Raw genomic sequence first — 20,276 nt, 5'->3', positions numbered from 1 at the left:
ATTACATAAGTTATAAAAGCCGTTTAAAAGTATTTTTAAACGGTTTTATTTTATGTTAAAGCCTTTAAATTTTCTAAAACTTCTTTTGTAATTGGTTTAGAAATAAAATCGATAACCATAGGATATGTTTTAGATTTATTAATGTCCTCAGGGTCTATAGTTGAGAAAGAACTATAACTTTAGTATCTTTAAAATAACTAGTATATTCTTCGGTAGAAAAATGATCTAAGAAATCCCAACCATCCATTATTGGCATATTCAAATCTAGGAATACTAATTTTGGGTAATCTTTTATTGTTACACCTAGATTATTGAGTTTTAAATTGTCGAAATAGTCCAGAGCTTCTTCCCCGTTTTGAGCGGTAATAATTTCTTTTGAAAAAGAAGATTTCGAAATTACCATTTTGCAGAGCATCAAGGTAATTGGGTCATCGTCTACGCATAAAATCAAATCATACATGTTTTTACTATTTTTTAAAAGTTATGGTAAAAGTAGTTCCTTTATCAACTTCACTCTCTATACTTATTGTTCCACCCATCGATTCTACTTGTGATTTTACTAAATAAAGTCCTAATCCTTTACTGTCGGAATAATTATGAAATCTTTGATACAATCCGAAAATTTTATCTCTATTTCTTTCTAAATCAATACCAATTCCGTTGTCTTTAAAAATCAGGACAATTTCGTTTCCAACTTCTTTTGAAGATACAAAAACTCTAAGGATTCTTTTTGGAGATCTATATTTAATGGCATTGGTAAATAAATTTAAAAGTATACTTTCAAGATACGATTTATTTACATTTAAAATAGTAACTTTTTCGAGTTCTATTTTTAAAATGGGTTTATGCAAGCTTATTAAAACACTTAATTGGTTAAAAACATTTTCAAAAACATCTTTAATCAATACTTCTTCTTTTTCTATAGATGGGTTATCTTTTATAATGATAACTTTCATTAGATCGTTTATAGTTTCATTTAATAAATGAGTCGATTTAGAAAAGCCATTTAAAATTTCTTTTAATTCGGGATTGTCAATAGGAATATCTTCAATTAAGTTTAACAATCCAGTTAAATTAGAAAGAGGAGCTCTCAGATTGTGGGAAGTAATATAAGAAAATTGCTTCAAGTCTTTATTATTTCTGGTTAATTCTCGAATCAGATGTTCCTTTTCTTTTTCTTGTTTCTTCTCCTCAGTAATATCTCTTTGAATAGAAATCCAATGCGAATGTTCGCCTTCTTTATTAGTAATTGGAATCATAGAAAAACTTACCCAATATTCCTCGCCGTCTTTTTTATGATTTAAAGTTTCAAATTTAAACTCTTCTTTTCCTCTTAAAGCTTTTGATAAATTGCCAATTTCATTTTCTACAGATTTTCGTCCCATAAAAATAGTTGGAGTTTTTCCTATAACCTCATTGGATTGAAAGCCTGTCATTTTTGTAAATGCAGGGTTAACAAAAACTATTCTTGGCACAGCTCTATTCGATTTGTCAGATTCTGTTATAATTACGGCATCTTTAGTTTGAGTAATAACAGTTTCTAGGAGTTTAAGTCTTTGTTCTTCTTCTTTTTGTCTTGTGACATCTTGTATGGCTCCAATCATTCTAATAACATTACCATTTTCGTCTTTTACAAGAAATCCTCTATCGAAAACATATTTATAGCTGCCATCAGCACATTTAAATCGGTACTCATCCTGCCATTTCTCTGTTTTTTGTTCTATAAATGAATATAATTTTATAGACATCTTAATGCTATCTTCAGGATGTATTCTATCAAACCACCACTTTGAAGTTTTTCCTATTTCTTCAGCTTTATAACCAAATATCCCTTGTATTCCTTTATTCCAAACAAAATCATCCTCAATAATCTTCCAATCCCATATCGTATCACTAGTCGCTTTTGCTACAATATCGTATCTTTCATTCGATTTTAATATTTCGTCGTTACTTTTTTGAAGTGAATCAAATATTTTTCTGTTACGTGCATCATTTTTAGAAAGTGTATATTTAAAAATAATACCTGCCAAAAAAATGAGACCCAAATCCTTTGAGTAGCTATAAATAAAGAAATTAGAGGGAAAATAGAATAATTTATTTAAAATCAAATTACTCACAAAAGCAAGAGATATGGAAAAAAGTACAAATAGTAAGGTTGTTTTAGTTGCTTTGTTTTTCATTACTCAAATATAAAAAAAATATTGCAAAATTATTATGTATTTCTTAAAGTTATCCAATTTAATTTTGATAAAATCATATAAGAACTTAACATACTGTAACTATTAAAAATCAAAAGTTTATTATATCAAAATAAAGTGTACCTTTGCACCCATTAAAAATAACAGATGGAATCTATTAGAAATATTGCAATTATTGCCCATGTCGATCACGGTAAAACCACTTTGGTTGATAAAATTATGTATCACTGTCAATTGTTTCGTGACAACGAAAATACAGGTGACCTAATCCTTGATAATAACGACTTAGAGCGTGAAAGAGGTATTACAATTACATCTAAAAACGTATCCGTACAATATAAAGGAACAAAAATTAATATTATTGACACTCCTGGTCACGCAGATTTTGGTGGAGAGGTAGAGCGGGTGTTAAATATGGCAGACGGTGTTTGTCTATTAGTTGATGCTTTCGAAGGTCCTATGCCACAAACACGTTTTGTTTTGCAAAAAGCACTTGACCTTGGTTTAAAACCGTGCGTAGTAATTAATAAAGTAGATAAAGAAAACTGTACACCCGAAGAAGTTCATGAAAAAGTTTTCGACTTAATGTTTGAATTAGGTGCTGAAGAATGGCAGTTGGATTTTCCTACTGTTTATGGTTCGGCTAAAAATAACTGGATGTCTGACCATTGGGACAACATTACTGACAATATCGAAGCCTTGTTAGATATGGTAATTGAGAACGTTCCAGCTCCTAAAGTTTCAGAAGGAACGCCTCAAATGTTAATTACATCATTAGACTTTTCTGCTTTTACTGGTCGTATTGCGATTGGTCGTTTAGAAAGAGGTGTTCTTAAAGAAGGACAGCCTATTTCTTTAGTGAAAAGAGATGGTAAAATTATTAAATCAAGGATCAAAGAATTGCATACTTTCGAAGGGCTTGGTCGTAAGAAAGTTCAGGAAGTTGTTGCTGGGGATATTTGCGCTATTGTAGGTGTTGAAGGTTTTGAAATTGGAGATACTATTGCTGATTTTGAAAACCCAGAAGCTTTGCAAACTATTGCCATTGACGAACCAACAATGAGTATGTTGTTTACTATTAATGACTCCCCATTTTTTGGTAAAGAAGGTAAGTTTGTAACTTCTCGCCATATTAGAGACCGTTTGACAAAAGAGTTGGAGAAAAACTTAGCGATGAAATTAGGTGAAACTGATTCTGCCGATAAGTTCATGGTTTTTGGTCGTGGAGTACTTCACTTGTCAGTTCTTATAGAAACCATGAGAAGAGAAGGGTATGAGTTACAAATTGGCCAGCCACAAGTTATTATCAAAGAAATTGACGGTAAAAAATGTGAGCCAATTGAAGAATTGACTATAGATTTACCAGAATCTCTTTCTGGCCGTGCTGTTGAGTTTGTTACTTTACGTAAAGGCGAAATGCTTTCTATGGAAACCAAGGGCGAACGTATGGTTGTGAAATTTAATATTCCATCTCGTGGAATTATCGGTTTGCGTAATCAATTGCTAACGGCTACTGCTGGTGAGGCCATTATGGCGCATCGTTTTATAGGATATGAGCCATACAAAGGAGAAATTTCTGGACGTAATAAAGGTTCGTTAATTTCTATGGAAAAAGGAAAAGCGATTCCTTATTCTATCGATAAATTGCAAGATCGTGGTAAGTTTTTTGTTGAACCAAATACTGAAATCTATGAAGGTCAAGTTATTGGAGAAAACTCACGTGGGGATGATATGTGTGTAAATGTAACAAAAGAGAAAAAACAATCAAACGTTCGTTCTTCTGGAAATGATGAAAAGGCAAGAATTATTCCACCAATTATTTTCTCATTAGAAGAAGCTTTAGAATACATTCAGAAAGATGAATACGTTGAGGTTACTCCAAAATCAATTCGTTTAAGAAAAATATATTTGACAGAAACAGATAGAAAGCGATTTAAAATCTAAATTTTGATTTTTAATATATAGTTTAGAGAGCCTCTTCGGAAACGAAGGGGCTTTTTTTATGAAAATAAAATAGTTGATGAGAGTAGAAAATAGAATATTTATAATCTTGTGAGCGTTTTTTAAAAAATAGTTTTTTGCTCACAAACTTGTGATTTTTTTTTTTTTTTTTTTCAAAAATATTTTTTTATCATAGGATAATTATAGCGATTACCCATAAATATTATTATTCCTACTTTTTTCAAAGCGATTTCAATTTCGTTGCATTATTTTTTTCAAAATACATATTTTTCAAAAAACCTAAAACTAGTAATTTTTAGGGATAGCTACAGAATAATCTTTTTTTATCTATTTCTTCTTCTTTTTAGATTTTTCTTTTTTAGCTTTCTGTTTCGCTTTTTCTTTTTTTGCCTTTGCTTTTGCTTTTTCCTTTTCCTTAGCTTTTTGTTTGGCTTTTTTAGCCTTTTCTTTTTTCTTAGCTTTTTCTTTTTTCTCTTTAGCTTTTTCTTTTTCGTCTTTTTTCATCTTTTTTGTTTTGTTTTTAACGCGTTTTATTTCATCATCACTATTTTCCAATGTGACTTCTTCATTTAATTCGGAAATTTCTTCTGAGTTTTCAGGTTCAATTTGTTCAGAAATCTCAATAGAATTATTTTGTTCTATTTGAGTGGTTTCATTTATTTTTTCTTCAGTGTTTTCCTGAATAGTATCCACCATATTTTCCAATGGTTTTATAACGGCTCTTCTTACCATAATTTTAATATTAATGTTATGTAATTGTAAATTTAAAGTTAACAAATATAATATATAAAAGTATTCGCCAATGTTAAGTTTTTATCTTAAGTGTTTTTGAATTAAATCAAAAAATAAACAAAATCCTTTCTGATAGCTTGAAGAAAAAAATGTATAAAAAAAACTCTATAAAAGTTTATAGAGTTTTTATGAAACAACGTTAAAAAAAATCTGACTTACACTTATTTAAACTGAAATTGCATTCCCAACCTAAATTGTTCATTCCAATTAAAAGGATCGATACTTTCTTCTTTAATGATATTAAAATACTGCAATTTAATCATAGCATTATAACCATGTATTTGATAGGCAATTGCTGGAGAAAAGCGTTGAGAATTTCCAGAAACTAAGTCATTTAAGTCTAGTTCTTCATAACGAGCAGATAGTATCGTTTTCCAATCTTGAATAAAATAATTTAATTGTGCAATATAACCTCCCGCTAGGACATAACCTTTAGTTTGTTGCGGAGTTAAATTTTGAAATAATGGATCATCAGTGTTTTGTGGTTCCATTCGTATTTGTTGAATTTCAAATTGGCCAGACCATCCCATATATTGAAAAGACGCATCTATTCCGTAAATATATCTTTTTCCATCAATCACTTTTAGTCCATAAGCCCCTGCAGCATCAGTAGGAAATGAAGTTCCCGAAGGTAATTTTTTATTCATATATCTTCCGTCTATACCTATTGAAAACATGGGTATTGGAGTATGTCTGTCATCAATATCTCTATAACGGTAACGAGATGGATAGGACAAGTCAAAACGTCCAACATATTCTAATTTGCCACTTGGGTCATTGTCCCCAGCAATAGAAAGTTCCCCAAGACCTGTATATGCACTTATGTAAATGTTGGCTCTTTGCTTCCAAAAATTTTTCATCAAGGTGACACCAATATCTCGTGTAGAAAAAATAGAACCTCTAGTTAATTCAGCACTTTGCCAATAGGCTGAATATTCAAAAGGGACCATTACATCTCTTGAATAATGCAGTTTTCCATATCCCATTTCAACGTCCATAAATTTTAACCCTTTGTAAGTTATGGACGCATCCATTAATCCTGGGTTTTCTGGATCAATAGTATTAGTAACATTATTGGCTGCTATATCGGCAAAATCGACTTTCAAAGCATATTCAAAATCATCCCCTACACGACCATCAAGACCAATTTGAGCATCACGAAGCTTAAACCTGTCTTTTGAATGATCTATTTCGCCTGCTTTTAGCGAACGATAATTATAAAATCCTGAAACACTTCCTGATATTTCTAAAACATGATTCCCGTTTGTTAACGTAAGTTGTGCAAAGGTGCTATTTATACAAAATAATACAAGTATAGTTAGTAGATAGTGTTTCATTTTATTTTTTTTCAGGGTTGTTAAAATAATACATGCGTTGCATATCATCGCAAGTCACTATGAGATTTCCATTAGAATCAAATGCAAAACCTTCTGGATTTATTACGGGAAGCGTCCATTTTTGTATTACTTCGTATGTATTAGGATTTAATTTCATAAGCATCATGCTTTCATCGCTTAAAAGCCAAAGAAAATCATGATAATATTTTGCTGAGGAAATGTCTTTGGCAATGCTATTCAAAATTGTTTGTTTGGTGATTTTGAAATCTAAATCCAATTCAAAAAGAATAATTGGGTCTTTCTCTGTCAATAGTATAAATTTTTGGTTATCTGTGTTATACGTAAAGGCTTCATAGCCTTTATTCTTGCCTCCGTTATAAGGAAGATTTATAACCTTATCTTCTTTAAATGTGGTACTATCGTATATGTATATATTACGATTGGTTTCGTCTACGGCATATACCTTATTGTCATCTGAATAGACAGCCTCAAAATCAGTGTCTTTTTGTACTATTTTGCGAATGATTTTTGCATTGCTGTCTGTTTCAAAAAGAATGCCTGTATCACTTACAATATAAAAAGTATTTGTTTTTGAGTTGTAACAAATATCAGATGGTTCAGGGATGGCAACATTTATGAAACGAGTTGGCTTTAAAGTTGTAATTTTTTGTGCTACTTCCGAAAAAGAGATAAGTAGTAGACCTGTAAGAAAATAATTTTTAAAGTAAATCATAATTTATTTCCTTGAAAGGTGACATTATCAATACGATTGTTTCCAGAACTTCCAGATGCTTCAGACCCAGAAAAACTTATTTTCACAATAAAGTTAGCGTTATTATTAGCTCCTATTATAGATGAGAAATCTAAGGTTATGATATCATAAGCTGGATCTATGTTTGGACTAAAAGTGGTCACTGGTAAGAGGGCTGAACTAAAATTAATTCCATCAATACTGTACGAGTAGTTTTGAATAGAAGCTCCAGCTATAGAGCTTCTTGCCGTAGCAAATTTTACAATAACATTTTTGTATCCTACAGTTGAGGCTGTAATTAAAAGATTTCTTGTGTCACTCGGGTTTCTTAATCGAAGTCCTAACCCATCAATATCACCATTTTGAGCATTAAGTGCAGCACCTGGAGTATATTGATCCATATAGCCAGCACCTGCTCCTATATAGGTTATAGCAGCAGAATTGCTATTTATTAGAGAAGCATCCGGAGCAATTGAAGTTAAAGTACCCGATGGTAAAGCATTAAAATTCCAATACTGAAATAAGTATACCGAAGTATCCACTAGAGGGATAGGCACACCTTCTAAAGTAATATTATCAAAGCGATTGTTTCCTGTTAAACCTGATGCATTCACCCCTTCAAAATCAATTTTTATTTTAAAATTCGGGTTGTCATTTACTCCTGTGATGGTAGAAAAATTTAATGTAACCAAACTACTTAAAGGATCAACATTTGGGTTATAGGTATTTAAATTTAATCCTGAATTAATATAGGTTATTCCATCTAGGGTATATGAATATTTTTGAGTGGTAGCTCCTGAACTTGTTTTAGCGGTAGCAAATGCTACAACGATTTGTTTATAGCCCGCAGTAGGCACAGTTAATACTAAACTTCTTGTATCACTTGGATTTCGTACACGCAAACCAGAAACTTCTGTCTCATTATTACGAATATTTAAACTATAACCAGTAGTAAAACTATCCATGTAGCCAGTGCCATCTCCTAGATAGGTTAGATTAGCATTTAATGCAGGTAAAGCATAATCTGGAACAACTTTATCAACTGTTCCTATTAAAGTATTGAAATTCCAATAATAAATTAATTGACTGTTTGGATCTATTATAATGTTCTCCGTTGCAATTTCTCTATCAGTTGTGCAAGAGAAAAAGAACATCGAAAGAAAACTAAAATAAAGTACTCTTATTTTCATTTCTATTTTATTTTTTTACAAAGAAACCATGCTTTCATTTTATAAAGGAAAGTTGTATATTAACAATTTGTAAATTTTTTTAATTACTGTTAACTTTTAATTTACATTAGATTAAAATTCTTCCAACCAAAATATAAAAAAATATTATTTTAAAGAATATATAGTTGTTGCCTCCTTTATTAAAAACAACTATTTAGAGTTTTGCAGCTATTTGTAATCTTGTGAGCGTTTTTTAAAAAATATTTTTTTATCAAAAAAAATGTGATTTTTTTTTCAAAACAAAATAATTAGAGTATAATTATATCAATTCTCCATTAAACTCAATAAGTCCTAATTTCTTTCAAGTGATTTCAATTTTGTGACATTATATATTTCTGAATTCTCCCCTTCAAAAAACATAAAACGAACCATTTTGCGGATTGGTTATTAATCCTACAAAATTTTATAGTAAGATGTTTTATCTTATGAAATTACCGACCAAATACACACAATCACCGACCAAATACATAGTTACAATTTGTTAATATTTCCATAATATTTACTTATCGACTACTGCTACTAATCCAAATATTTTTGCGTTTCAAAACTTAAAAAGGTTAAAACAAATGAAATTAAATTTACTCACTTCAAACAAGGGTTTGACCCCATGCTCCTCAAAGGAGAACAGTCAAGCAAGCAGAAGAAACAGTAAGAGGGAAAACCCCAAGCTGTTTTTAGAAAAAATTAGAAGTTTTCTTTTACCAATGTTTTTTTTGGTATTAGGAACTGTAGGGCATTCTCAAACGAGTGCAATAGCTTCGGCCGCCCAAATTAATATTGGTGGTTTGGCGAAGGGAACTACCCAGATTGTCTCTCAATTTCAAATTGTGCAAACGGTCAGTGCTGGATCACTAACTCAAATTGTAGATGTAACAACTGGTACTTATACAACGTCAGATATCTCTAATTTCAAATTATATGGAGGTACATCAACTGATTTTGCTTCAGCAACCCTGTTAAAAACATTAACTCCAACGGCTACAGGTGCTGGTGAAACTTTAACTTTTAATAGCTTAACTTATTCGCTAACGGTAGCAACTCATTATTTCTGGATTACTGCTGATGTTGCTTCAGGAGCTACTTTAGGAAAAACAGTAGTAATGTCTGCTATTTCAAATACAGCTTTTACTTTCGCCGCAGGATCAAAATCAGGTAGTGTTACCACTAGTGGAACATTAACTGTTGCACCTGCCACTAATACTTCGTTTACAACGGGTAATATAGTAGGACTTATTGCTACTAGTAACAGTAGTAATAATTCATCTGCTACGATTGTAGAATTAAATACTACAACTGCTAGTCAAACTCCTACTCTATATAATGTAGGATCGCTAACGGGTACTAATGCTGTGAGAATTTCGGGAAGTGCGACTTCAACGGCTTATTTGGCAAATACTGATGATGGTACTTTACTTGCTATTGCTGCTCCTAATAGCAGTATAACTAGCGTAAATATAAATACAGTTCAATCAAAAGCTGTTTTTACTTATGCTCCTGATGGTGCATTTAGTAGAGCAACTACCTATACAGGAACTGGTACTAATCAAGTCCGTGGAGCATCTAGTTTAAATAACACTACATGGTATATTGGTGATCAAGGAGGATTTTATTCAAATACTACCTCTGCAGCCAGCCCAACAGGAAATATGAGAGCTGTTAAGGCTTTTGGTGGCGTCATGTATGCATTAACTTCTTTAACAACTACTCCTGCAGTTGGAATAATTTCTGCTGCAACGGGTGGTACTTACACTGCTCTTACTGGTCTTCCAAATGGAACTGCAAACATGCAGGATTTTTCGTTTATCTCGTCAGGTTCAAATGGTAGCACGTATGATGTCTTATATGTTCTTGAAGCTTCCAGTGGAACTGTAGGGACAATCTATAAATATGCCTTAATCTCTGGAACTTGGACTGCAAAGGGAACTTACTTAACTACTATTGGTGGTTTTGGATTAACTGCTAAAAGCAATGGTTCTGGTGCCGATATCTACATGACAACTGGAACAGGTGCTACGTCTGCAAATAAAATAAATAAATTGGTTGATACTGCTGCTTGGAATGCAACTATTGCAATTACTGGTCCAACTACTTTATATACAGCACCAACTGGATCGACTATCAAAGGGGTGGCTTTTGCTCCTGCTAGTAATCCTAGTATGGCTATAAGCTCGGCACATCCTGCGGCTTCAACGGTAAATCAAGGAACGGCTGACAATATCATTGGTGGATTTGCTTGCGCTGTTACAATATCTACAGCAACTTTAAATGCCATAACAGTAAATACTGCTGGTACTTATGGTGCAACTGATTTAACCAATATCAAATTTTGGTATAACACCTCCAACTCCTTAACTGGAGCGACTCAATTGGGAGCAACTCAAACTTCTGTGGGTGGTACTGGAGCTTCTGTGGGTGTGAGTGGTTTAACTCAATCTATTTATTCAGGAACAACTGGTTATATTTTAGTTACCGCAACTATAGATGCAGCAGCCACATTAACCAATACGATTAGTTTGGCTTCAACAGCTTTTTCAAATATCACTTTTGCTATTGGAACAAAAACAGGAACAAATCCTGTTGCTGCTAGTAACAGTCAAACCATTTCAGTGGTACCTCCAACTATTGCTCTAGCAAATGGAACTATTGCTGCCGCAAATAGCAGCCAAAATACGACAAACAATGTGTTGTATCGTGCCGACTTTACTGTAGGTGCTGTAAATGCTACATTAACCAGTGCTTCTTTTACAACGGCTGGTACGTATAGTGCTAGTGACCTTAGTAATTTAAAATTATGGTATTCTACTAGTGCAACCTTTTCTACAGGAACGGCTACAGCAATAGGTACTAAAACAACAGGTTTAGGAGCAGGTGCGCAAACCTTTTCATCCTTGTCACAAATTATAGCAATAGGTTCAGGATATTTGTTTCTTACTGCTGATGTTTCTTGTTTTGCAACTATAACTAACACTATAAATGTAAGTGCTACTGCAACTGGAGACTTTACTTTCACCTTAGGAAGCGCAACAGGAAGCGGCTTTACAGCTGGTGGATCACAAACTATAATTGCTGCAACAACAACTCCGTCTAATGTTGCTACTAACACCTCTGTTGGTAATGGTACTGCAGGTCAAATTAATGCCGTATGGACTGCTCCATCAGGTTGTTATAATGAGATTATGGTCGTTGCTTCACCTATTGCGAATACAGGTGGAACTCCAACTGGAGATGGAAGTTTGTATAACACTCCTAGTCTTGCTTATACTTCTGGTACTGCTTTTGGAAACGGTTATGTCATGTATAAAGGGACTACGGCTCCTCAAACCTTAACTGGTTTCACCAACGGAACTAACTATTTTATAAAAATATTTACAAGATATAATACTACTTGGTCAGCAGGAACTGAAGTTTCAGCTAGCGCTTATACTAGTACTGCATTAACTGAAGTAGTAATACCACAATATATGCATAGTGGTGGTACTAATGCTAGAGTTCCAAGTGCTTATTGTGTGACCCTTTCTGGTTTAACTGCAAATGCTACATACCGCTACAATAATCAAGCTATATCCTCTACTGATAGTGCTACTACTGCTGGTGCTGGAAATATTATTTTTACTGGTGCTACGCAGTCCGCTAATTTTGTAGAAACAGGTGCTCCAACATTAAACACTGCAAGTACTTATGGAACATTTATAGCAGATACTTCAGGAAATTATACGGGATGGTTTATTACGGAGCCCACTACTAATGCTAGATTTAACGCTGGTGCTCAAGTATTTTTTAGAATACGTTTGAATGATGGTAACAATGGTACTTTTGTAGATAGAATTGCAACTACAACTAGTTCTTCAACTGTTCTTACGATGTCGACTACGGCTGGAGGAACAAACGCAACGGCTATTAGAGGAACTTCTTCTGCTAATGCTAAAGATTTTGTTTGTTTGTATGATAATACTGCTGGTTCAGGTAGACCCTTATCTGCCACTTTTATAGAAGATGATGGAAATGCAAGTGTAGCTAATTTTGCTACTTTTATCACATCAGCTGTAAATGGAGTTGCTGGTGCTTGGGGTGCTGTTATTCCAAATGCATTACCAAATGGTTTAAGAAGAATTGAAACGCGTTCATTTACAACTGGTTCTGTCATTTGTTCTGCTACTGATGCAGATGGTTCTTGGCCTACTGGTCCTATAAATACAGTAAGTCCAACTGGAGGTAGTACAGCAATTGTAATTGCAACTGCTGATGCAGGATTAAACTGTTCTTCTGTAGTGCTTAACCATGCTGGTATTGCTCAAACTTCTGCAAGCACTGAGAATCTGAATACAAATGATAATATTATCTCTAATTTTAGAGTGAATACTTCTACCTATGCTACCACTTTAAATTCTATTTCTTTTACAATAGGAGGAACATTTGTTGCTGGTAATGTGGCAAATTTTAAATTGTATACATCAACATCATCGTCTTTTCCAGGAGGTACTGCTTTAAGTACTGTTGCAGCTGCAACAATTGCTAATGGAGATACCGTTACCTTTAGTAGTTTGGCTCAAGCCTGTGCTGTTGGAGATCGTTATTTCTGGATAGCGGCAGATTTTGGTTTTACTGGTACTACTACTACTGGAAATACTATCGTCGTTCCTGCACTAGTAAATGCTAATTTTACTTTTGCAAGCAATGCATCTATCACTACTAATAGTATTTCTGAAGGTGGAGTGGTTACTTTTGGTACAGTAATACCAACCATTGCAGTATCAAGTTCTACTATTGCTGTAGCTAATATCAATGATGGTACTACCAATAATGTACTATATAGAGCCGATGTTGCTGTTAGTGCTACTTCAACTACATTAAATGCGATATCCTTTACTACAACGGGTACTTATGTTCCAGCAGATGTAACCAACTTTAAGTTATGGTATTCTACAAATCCAACATTTGCGATTGGAACTTCTACAACGTTAGTTAGTAAAACTACTTCTTTAGGTTCAGGTATACATTCATTTACTGGTTTAACACAAACTATTCCCTCAGGAACAACAGGTTATTTTTATTTAACTACCGATTTACCTTGTTCTACTACTTCAGGAAATACGATAAGCGTGGATGCCATTGCAGCTACTGATTTAACCTTTGCTCTAGGAACTCCAACAGGAAGCGGAACGGCAACAGCTACGCAAACTATTGCTCTAGTAACTCCTGTAAATGTAACGGGTTTCACCGCTACTGCAACAGGTGTTAGTCAACAAGTAAGTGTTGCATTTACTTTACCAACTACCTGTTATGATGAAATCATGATTGTGGCTGCTCCAGCAGCGAACACAGCTTCACCAACTAGTGATGGTAGTGGGTATACGGCAAGCCTTACTTATGGTTCAGGTACTGGTTTAGGAAACGGATTTGTAGTGTATAAAGGGACTACTTCTCCACAATTAGTTAGTGGATTAACTAATGGTACGCAATATTTCTTCAAAATATTTACACGAAATGGTACTTTATGGTCAGTAGGGACAACAGATGCTACTGCAACACCTGTTGCTTTACCTGCTCTTACTGAAGTTTTATTGCCACAATACATTCAAGGTTCTAGTTCTAGACTTCCTTATGCTTATAGAGCTACCTTATATAATTTACTACCAAGTTCTACCTACCGCTATTTCAATCAAGTGGTAATCAATAGTGATGCTGCAACTACTAATGGTGCAGGTAACGTTATTTTTGCTAATTCGGGTGGTTTTTCTTTATCTAGTGGTCCAACATTAGCAACTGCTGGTAATTATAGTACTTTTACAACTGATGCTGCAGGTTCGTATACGGGTTGGTTTATTACGGAACCAACATCAAATGCTAGATTCGATGCTGGAAATACCGTTAACATGAGAATTATGTTAAATAATGGTTCTACTGGTACAACTGTAGCAACAAGACTTACTACAACAAGTGGCGTTAAGGCTATTAATTTAGGAACTACTGCTTCAGATGCTACTGGTATAAGGGGAACAAGTTATGGCTCTCCTAAAAACTTCGTAATGCTTTATGACAATACAGCTGGAACAGGAAGACCCGTAAGTGGAACGTATATAGAAAGTGACGGAAGTACTTCCTCTGGTTATGCTTCCTTTTACACATCAAGTGTAAATGCTGTTGCTGGAGCCTGGGGAACTTTAATTCCAAATACATTGGCTACTGGAGTACGAAACATACAAGAATACTCCTTTACAACAGGAAGCGCTATTGGTCTTACTGCGACAGATGCAAATGGTGCTTGGCCATCAACAGTTAATACTGCAAGTCCTACAAGTGGTACAACCCCTTTAGTTATTAGTACCACTGATGCTCCTTTAGAAGATATTCCAACATCCTCTATTCTATCGGGTACTACTGCTATATGTAATGGTACTTCAGCAGATATAAGTATTGCTATTACCGGCGGAACATCTCCGTATACAGTTGTCTATAACGATGGTACTTCAAACATTACTGTGAATGGATATGTTAGTGATGCGGCGATTACTGTATCTCCAACTGGTAATACTACATATACTTTAGTATCAGTTACTGATGCAGCAGGTTTTATAGGAATTGGCAATAGTGGTTCAGCTGTGGTGACAGTTAATCCATTACCAACGGCTACCATATCAGGTACAGTAACCACATGTCTAAATACTACTCCATCTATTACTTTTACAGGAGCTAATGGTTCAGGAGTTGTACAATATGAGTTTACTTATAAAATAGGAGTAAGCGGTACGCCTGCAATCATAACCTCTACATCAGGTAGTAGTACTGCTACTTTAGTGCTTGCCCCGATTGCTTTAGTGGGAGCGGTTAATTATATTTTGATTAGTGTAAAAGATTTAAATTCGGGTTGTTCTCAGGCACAAGCTGGAACTGCAACGGTAACCGCAGGTATATGTACACAAATTAGACCGACACAGTGTGGGCAATACCTTCCTATAACAGATACCATCATTCAAGCGAGTCCAGTTGCAGGTGCAACACAATATAGTTTCGAGATTACATTGACCACAGCACCATTTACGGTAATTCAATTTACTTGGCCAAACTACTATTTCAATCCAACTTCAGTTTTAGGAGGAGGTTTAGCTTATGGTAAAGAGTATAGCATTCGGGTTAAGGTTTTTATAGGTGCAACGGAGTATTCTTATGGAAGTGCCTGTATTGTTAAAGCACCACTTGCACCACCAACACCTGCAGCATCAACAACCGTTAGACCTTTTCAATGTGGGAAAACACTGGCTGCTATAAATACATTTATTGAAGCAAGTCCTGTTGTAACAGCTACTCTATATGAGTTTGAAGTAACCGATGGTTCTGGTACACGTTTCACTACTAGTACAAATTATTATTTTAATCCAATGACAGGATTAATCGGAGGAGTTCAATATAGTACATCTTATAGTATTAGAGTGAGAACTTTTACTGGTGTAAATAAAGATATTCCACTAACCCCTTGGGGAGCAGCTTGTACAGTAACAACTCCTGTACTTCCTTTTTCTAAGTTAGTTACTACGCAATGTAACAAAACAGTTACAAGTCTTACACCAAGACTTAATGCTGCATCAATTTTCTTAGCCGATGGATATCGCTTTAGAGTACGATTACAATCCAATCCATTAATCAGTAGAGTAGTTGAAAAAACTTCAGGTAACATGACAGTATTAACAGCTGCGGAATTGCCGGGAGGTTATGTCGCTGGTACTACCTATTTAGTAGATGTTGCCGTTAGATACTCTGTTAGTGGACAGTGGCAAGAATCATACGGTGGTGACATTTGTACGATTACAACGCCTATTGCAAGAATGAATGTAACTCAAGTTGATAACATATTCAACGTAAAAGCGTTCCCTAATCCATTTGTCTCGCACTTTAGTTTAGACATCGAGAGTTCAAGCGACGCTCTTGTAGAAATGAAAGTATATGATATGATTGGACGTCAACTTGAAGTTCGTAAGGCTACCGTATCTGAATTGAGTGTTCTAGAAATAGGACGTAATTATCCAACAGGTATTTACAATGTAATTGTATCTCAAGGACAAAAAGTAAAATCATTACGAATGACTAAAAGATAAGACTTAAAATTTTAAATAAAGGAAGCCGTCCCACTTATTGGGACGGCTTTTTTGTTATGATATGAAATTTAATCTCATTAAGTTTAATTCCTCGAAGGGCAGCTTCGATTTTTTTTTGCGTGAGATTTGCTTCTCAGTTCGTCCCTTGGTCCCGTACAGATTTTTTGTTTGTGTAGGTACTTCGTCTGTTCGTTAACTTACTTGTGTGGAATTTGTATATAACTTTGTTAATCCTTGTGGGCTATAACCCGAGGTATTTAATAAAAAAAACGTCCTAATTATGAAGACGTTTTTCTTATTGCAGTTAGGATTTTTTATTTTTTTATAACTCTAATCGATTTCATATTTTTACCTTGACTTATTACTATATTGAAAACCCCATAAGAATAATTGTAACCAAGTTCTTGATATTCTACATCCGAAGAATTCACTTTTAAAACTTCTATTAGTTTTCCAATCATATCATACGTTTTTATTAATACCGGTTCAGCACTTGAGGTTGTTAGTTTTAATTTGAATGTTGAACTAAAAGGATTTGGAAAAGTTAATACACTAAAGGATTGTTCAACAAGTTCAACTGACTCCCTTTTTAATCGTGCTACTGATTGACAATTTTTTGCAAACACAGCAATTCCGGATGATGATGTAGCAGTTGCTGAACATGGCGTACTTGTCATTCTCACTTTAAAATACATGGTAGCTGTTGTTTGTGGATAATAATCATAGGTACTTGAATTTGCTCCAGCTATCGCCGTATAAGTTCCTTTAGAAGATGTTGCTGACATCCATTGTATGGTTCCAACATAACCTGATGCTAATTTAAGAGTCACTTTAGTTCCAATACAAGCTGCTGTAGAAGATGAGTTGCCACCTGAAATAGAAGTAACTTTAGCTGCTTTACTTACATTCACAATATAATTAGAGGAAACTGAATTGCATGTACCTATAGAAAGAATTGTTCTAAAAGCAGTGGATGAAGTTAAACTTCCAGTTGATAAAGTCTTTGAAATTTGGCCCGTTATTGTACTCCATGTTGGTGTTGCAGCAGTCCAATTAGTCGATTTCTGCCATGAAATTGTTCCATTAAAATTATTCAATGTTAAGTTCAATCCAGTTCCTGAGCAAACTAATGAAGAGGATGCCGATATGAATCCTGCTATAGGCTGGTTAATAGTAACCAAAAGAGGTAGTCTCTCACTCTCGATGCCATTTACTGTTTGAGTCGCATAATATGTTTTAGTTGACAATGCCGTAGTTGCTATCAATGCCGTTCCACCAATTGCATCAGCATACCATTGAATGGCTGTTCCTGTAGCAACTAAATTTGCAACTGTCGCTGCATTGCAAAAGGTTTGAGCATTTGCAACTGGTAAAGGAGTAGAAAGTGTGTTCACTGTTACTTGTACGGATACTTTAGAACTTTCACAAGCATTTAATGTTTGCGATACATAATACGTTCCTGAAGTTAAAGCAGTAGTCGAGGCTAATGCGCTATCACCAATTGTTATTGAATACCATTTCAATGCTATCCCTGTTGCTACTAAATCAGCTACCAAAGGATTCGAAGAGGAGTTAAATACCTGTGCACTTGCGGTAGGAACTGAAGTTGAATTTACCGTAACAATAGATGCAATTCTCTCACTTTCTATTCCGTTAACGGTTTGGGTAGCATAATACGTTTTTGTTGACAATACTGTCGACGATGCCAATACCATTCCTCCGGTAGCATCTGCATACCATTGAATAGCTGTACCTATAGCTACTAAATTTCCAACAGTTGGTATAAGTGTGCCACAAAAAATTTGATTGCTTACAATTGGAGCAGCAGTAGCATTAATCCCTTCAAAAACACCTCTATTTAATGGTTTTGAGGTATTAATTACATTATTAAAAAAGTCAAACTTAATAGTGTTAGGAGCTATTTTTCCATTTGATTTAGCTGGTGAATCGGATAATAATTTATATCCGTCAAGAGTATTTAATCCAATACCTCCCATGCCAGGGGCAATAAACTTTGGATCTGATATTAACTTATTTATATCTGCTGGCTCTGTTGAAGGATGATTACCATAAAATAGATTATTTTCAATTGTTCTAGTCTGAATACCTGTTCCGGAACCGAAATTATACCCTGTACTAGAACTCAAGTTATAAATAATATTATTATAAAAATTGTACGTATGATTTTTACTACTGCTTTCATGAATAATACTTGCCTTCATTCCTGATTTAAGATAAAATACATTATTATAAATCTCATTACCCGCTGAAGGATAATTGAAGAAGATAAGATCACCCATGTCGTTTTGGCTAATGTTGTATCGTAAAGTACAACCTACATCTTCAGGGTCAGGAATTCCTGTTGTATTATTAGCTGATCCCCTAGTATTACAACCCCAATACAATCCTTCTGAATTATCATGGCTATAACTGTATTGAAAAATAATTCCAACGCTACCATAATCAGGATCATATAAACTACCATCAATAGTTCCTGGATCTACTGTTTGAGTGGTAGCCCTATTAAAATATCCTTCATTGTATTGAAAAACCGTACCTTTTGCTCTAGCGGAAAAAATAGTATTTCCAGTTGTTCCTAAGGCTGTTTCATAACAAACATTTCTCTCGATCAACCCAGTTTCATCAGTACATCTTATTATCATGGCATTCTTACCAATGTGATGAATAATGTTATTACTTACTTTAATGTTTGAGTATCTTCTGGCATACCAAGTATTATATTCATCAGCACCTGGATAGTATACATTGTCTTCATTATCAAAGGCAATTCCTATATTTTCACAATAGTTGACATTACATCCATCAATTAATACATCATTAAATCTTGAGTTGCTTGTTGCACTTTCATTCAAAACTGCAAAATAGATTCCTCCAGTTCTTTTAGGAATAGCACCGTTGACAGCGGTATTTCCATTTCCTAATTGCCCTTTAACATGATGAACATTTAAATTTTTTAAATAGATATGATTGGATACCCCTTTATCTTTTAAGGCAACCATAACTCCACGTCTGTCTGCCCCTAATGGATTCAGATTTGTTCCAGTTGTTGCATACAATCCAACAAAAAAGATACTATCTGGATTTGTAATGGAAGATGAACTAGGATAATTTGTAATCTCTAGGTTATTGATTTCTATATAATCCTGATTGTATAAATAAACTACCCCTTGATCAGTTGTAGCTAATCCATCGCCATTAATAATTGGTTTTGCCCCTGTACTGTATTGATCTACAATTATTGGAGCAGTTGCTGTTCCTGAACCAAGAAATTTTAATTGTTGTCCGTTCCAAATACTACCACATTTTAAAGATACAATTGAGCCAGGTGTGATGGTCAATGCATTTATTTTGGAAATATTTTTCCAAGGAGTTAAAATTGATGTTCCATTATTAGTATCTAAACCGTTAACAGAATCGATATAATAGTTTGTGGCTTTAGCGCTGTTTATACACAACATAAAAAAGAATAATAGTCGAATGTAAGAAAGTTGTAATTTTTCCATAGGTATAATTTTTAGATTATGGGTGAAGACTATCTATTTGGGATAAATAGTACATAAAGGTAGTAGGTTAAGATTTTTAGAAAGATTTTATATAATTCATTTTATTTATTTAATAATTGGTACTTTTTTATAATAATAAAGGTTCAAAATTGAAATTCGAAAATAATAATTATAATCTATTAAAGTCAAATATAATCGTCAAAATACAATAATATAAAAAAATTATAAGAAAAATTGTATATTAATGGAAATGATTAAATGATTGTCTTTACTAGTTAAAACGCAGGTAATGTCATTTCTAGTCGATTAAAAAATTCAATTTAAAGTCGAAAAAGATATGTTTTATCGATAAACTAAGTAGAACAACGATAAAATTTTAACTTACAAACTTAA

9 protein-coding genes are annotated in these 20,276 nt (G+C 33.9%); 2 read left to right on the top strand and 7 right to left on the bottom strand.

The features are described from left to right. Nucleotides 1–154 precede the first annotated feature (154 nt). Together F6464_RS11000 and F6464_RS10995 are read right to left on the bottom strand one after the other, a co-directional pair. Nucleotides 155–460 (bottom strand): response regulator, encoded by a 306-nt coding sequence (locus F6464_RS11000; protein WP_225318071.1) that lies wholly within the window; start codon nucleotides 458–460, stop codon nucleotides 155–157. Between the two features lie 7 nt (nucleotides 461–467). Next, a complete protein-coding gene (locus F6464_RS10995) occupies nucleotides 468–2,180 on the bottom strand; it encodes a PAS domain-containing sensor histidine kinase (RefSeq protein WP_151107864.1) in 1,713 nt (570 codons plus the stop codon). Between the two features lie 165 nt (nucleotides 2,181–2,345). Between F6464_RS10995 and typA the strand changes: the two genes are divergently transcribed. Continuing rightward, the gene (gene typA, locus F6464_RS10990; protein WP_151107863.1) at nucleotides 2,346–4,142 is read left to right on the top strand and encodes a translational GTPase TypA; all 1,797 of its coding nucleotides are present in this window, start codon (nucleotides 2,346–2,348) and stop codon (nucleotides 4,140–4,142) included. 345 nt (nucleotides 4,143–4,487) lie between these two features. Here the strand turns inward: typA and F6464_RS10985 are convergent, their stop codons facing one another. The 4 genes from F6464_RS10985 to F6464_RS10970 all read right to left on the bottom strand — a co-directional run bounded on the left by F6464_RS10985 (nucleotide 4,488) and on the right by F6464_RS10970 (nucleotide 8,230). Then, on the bottom strand, nucleotides 4,488–4,937 hold the full coding sequence (locus F6464_RS10985) for a hypothetical protein (RefSeq protein ID WP_151107862.1): 450 nt from the start codon (nucleotides 4,935–4,937) through the stop codon (nucleotides 4,488–4,490). A 176-nt stretch (nucleotides 4,938–5,113) separates the two neighbouring features. Next, nucleotides 5,114–6,289, bottom strand: coding sequence for a porin (locus F6464_RS10980; protein WP_191963372.1), 1,176 nt, complete (start codon nucleotides 6,287–6,289; stop codon nucleotides 5,114–5,116). 1 nt (nucleotide 6,290) lies between these two features. Continuing rightward, nucleotides 6,291–7,022 carry an SdiA-regulated domain-containing protein gene (locus tag F6464_RS10975; protein ID WP_151107860.1) on the bottom strand — a complete coding sequence of 244 codons (732 nt, stop codon included), beginning with the start codon at nucleotides 7,020–7,022 and terminating at the stop codon, nucleotides 6,291–6,293. Further along, nucleotides 7,019–8,230 (bottom strand): hypothetical protein, encoded by a 1,212-nt coding sequence (locus F6464_RS10970; RefSeq protein ID WP_151107859.1) that lies wholly within the window; start codon nucleotides 8,228–8,230, stop codon nucleotides 7,019–7,021. The genes F6464_RS10975 and F6464_RS10970 overlap by 4 nt, the downstream gene beginning before the upstream one ends. A 605-nt stretch (nucleotides 8,231–8,835) precedes the next feature. Between F6464_RS10970 and F6464_RS10965 the strand changes: the two genes are divergently transcribed. Then, complete coding sequence (locus F6464_RS10965) at nucleotides 8,836–16,359, top strand: T9SS type A sorting domain-containing protein (RefSeq protein WP_151107858.1); 7,524 nt, start codon at nucleotides 8,836–8,838, stop codon at nucleotides 16,357–16,359. Nucleotides 16,360–16,673: 314 nt separating this feature from the next. Here F6464_RS10965 and F6464_RS10960 read toward each other — a convergent pair whose 3' ends face one another. Then, the gene (locus F6464_RS10960) at nucleotides 16,674–19,883 is read right to left on the bottom strand and encodes an immunoglobulin domain-containing protein (RefSeq protein WP_151107857.1); all 3,210 of its coding nucleotides are present in this window, start codon (nucleotides 19,881–19,883) and stop codon (nucleotides 16,674–16,676) included. Between the last annotated feature and the right edge of the window lie 393 nt (nucleotides 19,884–20,276).

The sequence above is a fragment of the Flavobacterium luteum genome (assembly GCF_008806775.1).
Classification (GTDB): Bacteria; Bacteroidota; Bacteroidia; order Flavobacteriales; family Flavobacteriaceae; genus Flavobacterium; species Flavobacterium luteum.
The sequence above is the reverse complement of the archived record's forward strand: the minus strand, read 5'-3'. Positions and strand labels throughout refer to the sequence as shown.

What these genes read in the sequence shown, in the direction of transcription:
- F6464_RS11000 (WP_225318071.1), bottom strand. Translation starts at nt 460, where the DNA reads ATGTATGATTTGATTTTATGCGTAGACGATGACCCAATTACCTTGATG.
- F6464_RS10995 (WP_151107864.1), bottom strand. Translation starts at nt 2,180, where the DNA reads ATGAAAAACAAAGCAACTAAAACAACCTTACTATTTGTACTTTTTTCC.
- typA (WP_151107863.1), top strand. Translation starts at nt 2,346, where the DNA reads ATGGAATCTATTAGAAATATTGCAATTATTGCCCATGTCGATCACGGT.
- F6464_RS10980 (WP_191963372.1), bottom strand. Translation starts at nt 6,289, where the DNA reads ATGAAACACTATCTACTAACTATACTTGTATTATTTTGTATAAATAGC.
- F6464_RS10975 (WP_151107860.1), bottom strand. Translation starts at nt 7,022, where the DNA reads ATGATTTACTTTAAAAATTATTTTCTTACAGGTCTACTACTTATCTCT.
- F6464_RS10970 (WP_151107859.1), bottom strand. Translation starts at nt 8,230, where the DNA reads ATGAAAATAAGAGTACTTTATTTTAGTTTTCTTTCGATGTTCTTTTTC.
- F6464_RS10965 (WP_151107858.1), top strand. Translation starts at nt 8,836, where the DNA reads ATGAAATTAAATTTACTCACTTCAAACAAGGGTTTGACCCCATGCTCC.
- F6464_RS10960 (WP_151107857.1), bottom strand. Translation starts at nt 19,883, where the DNA reads ATGGAAAAATTACAACTTTCTTACATTCGACTATTATTCTTTTTTATG.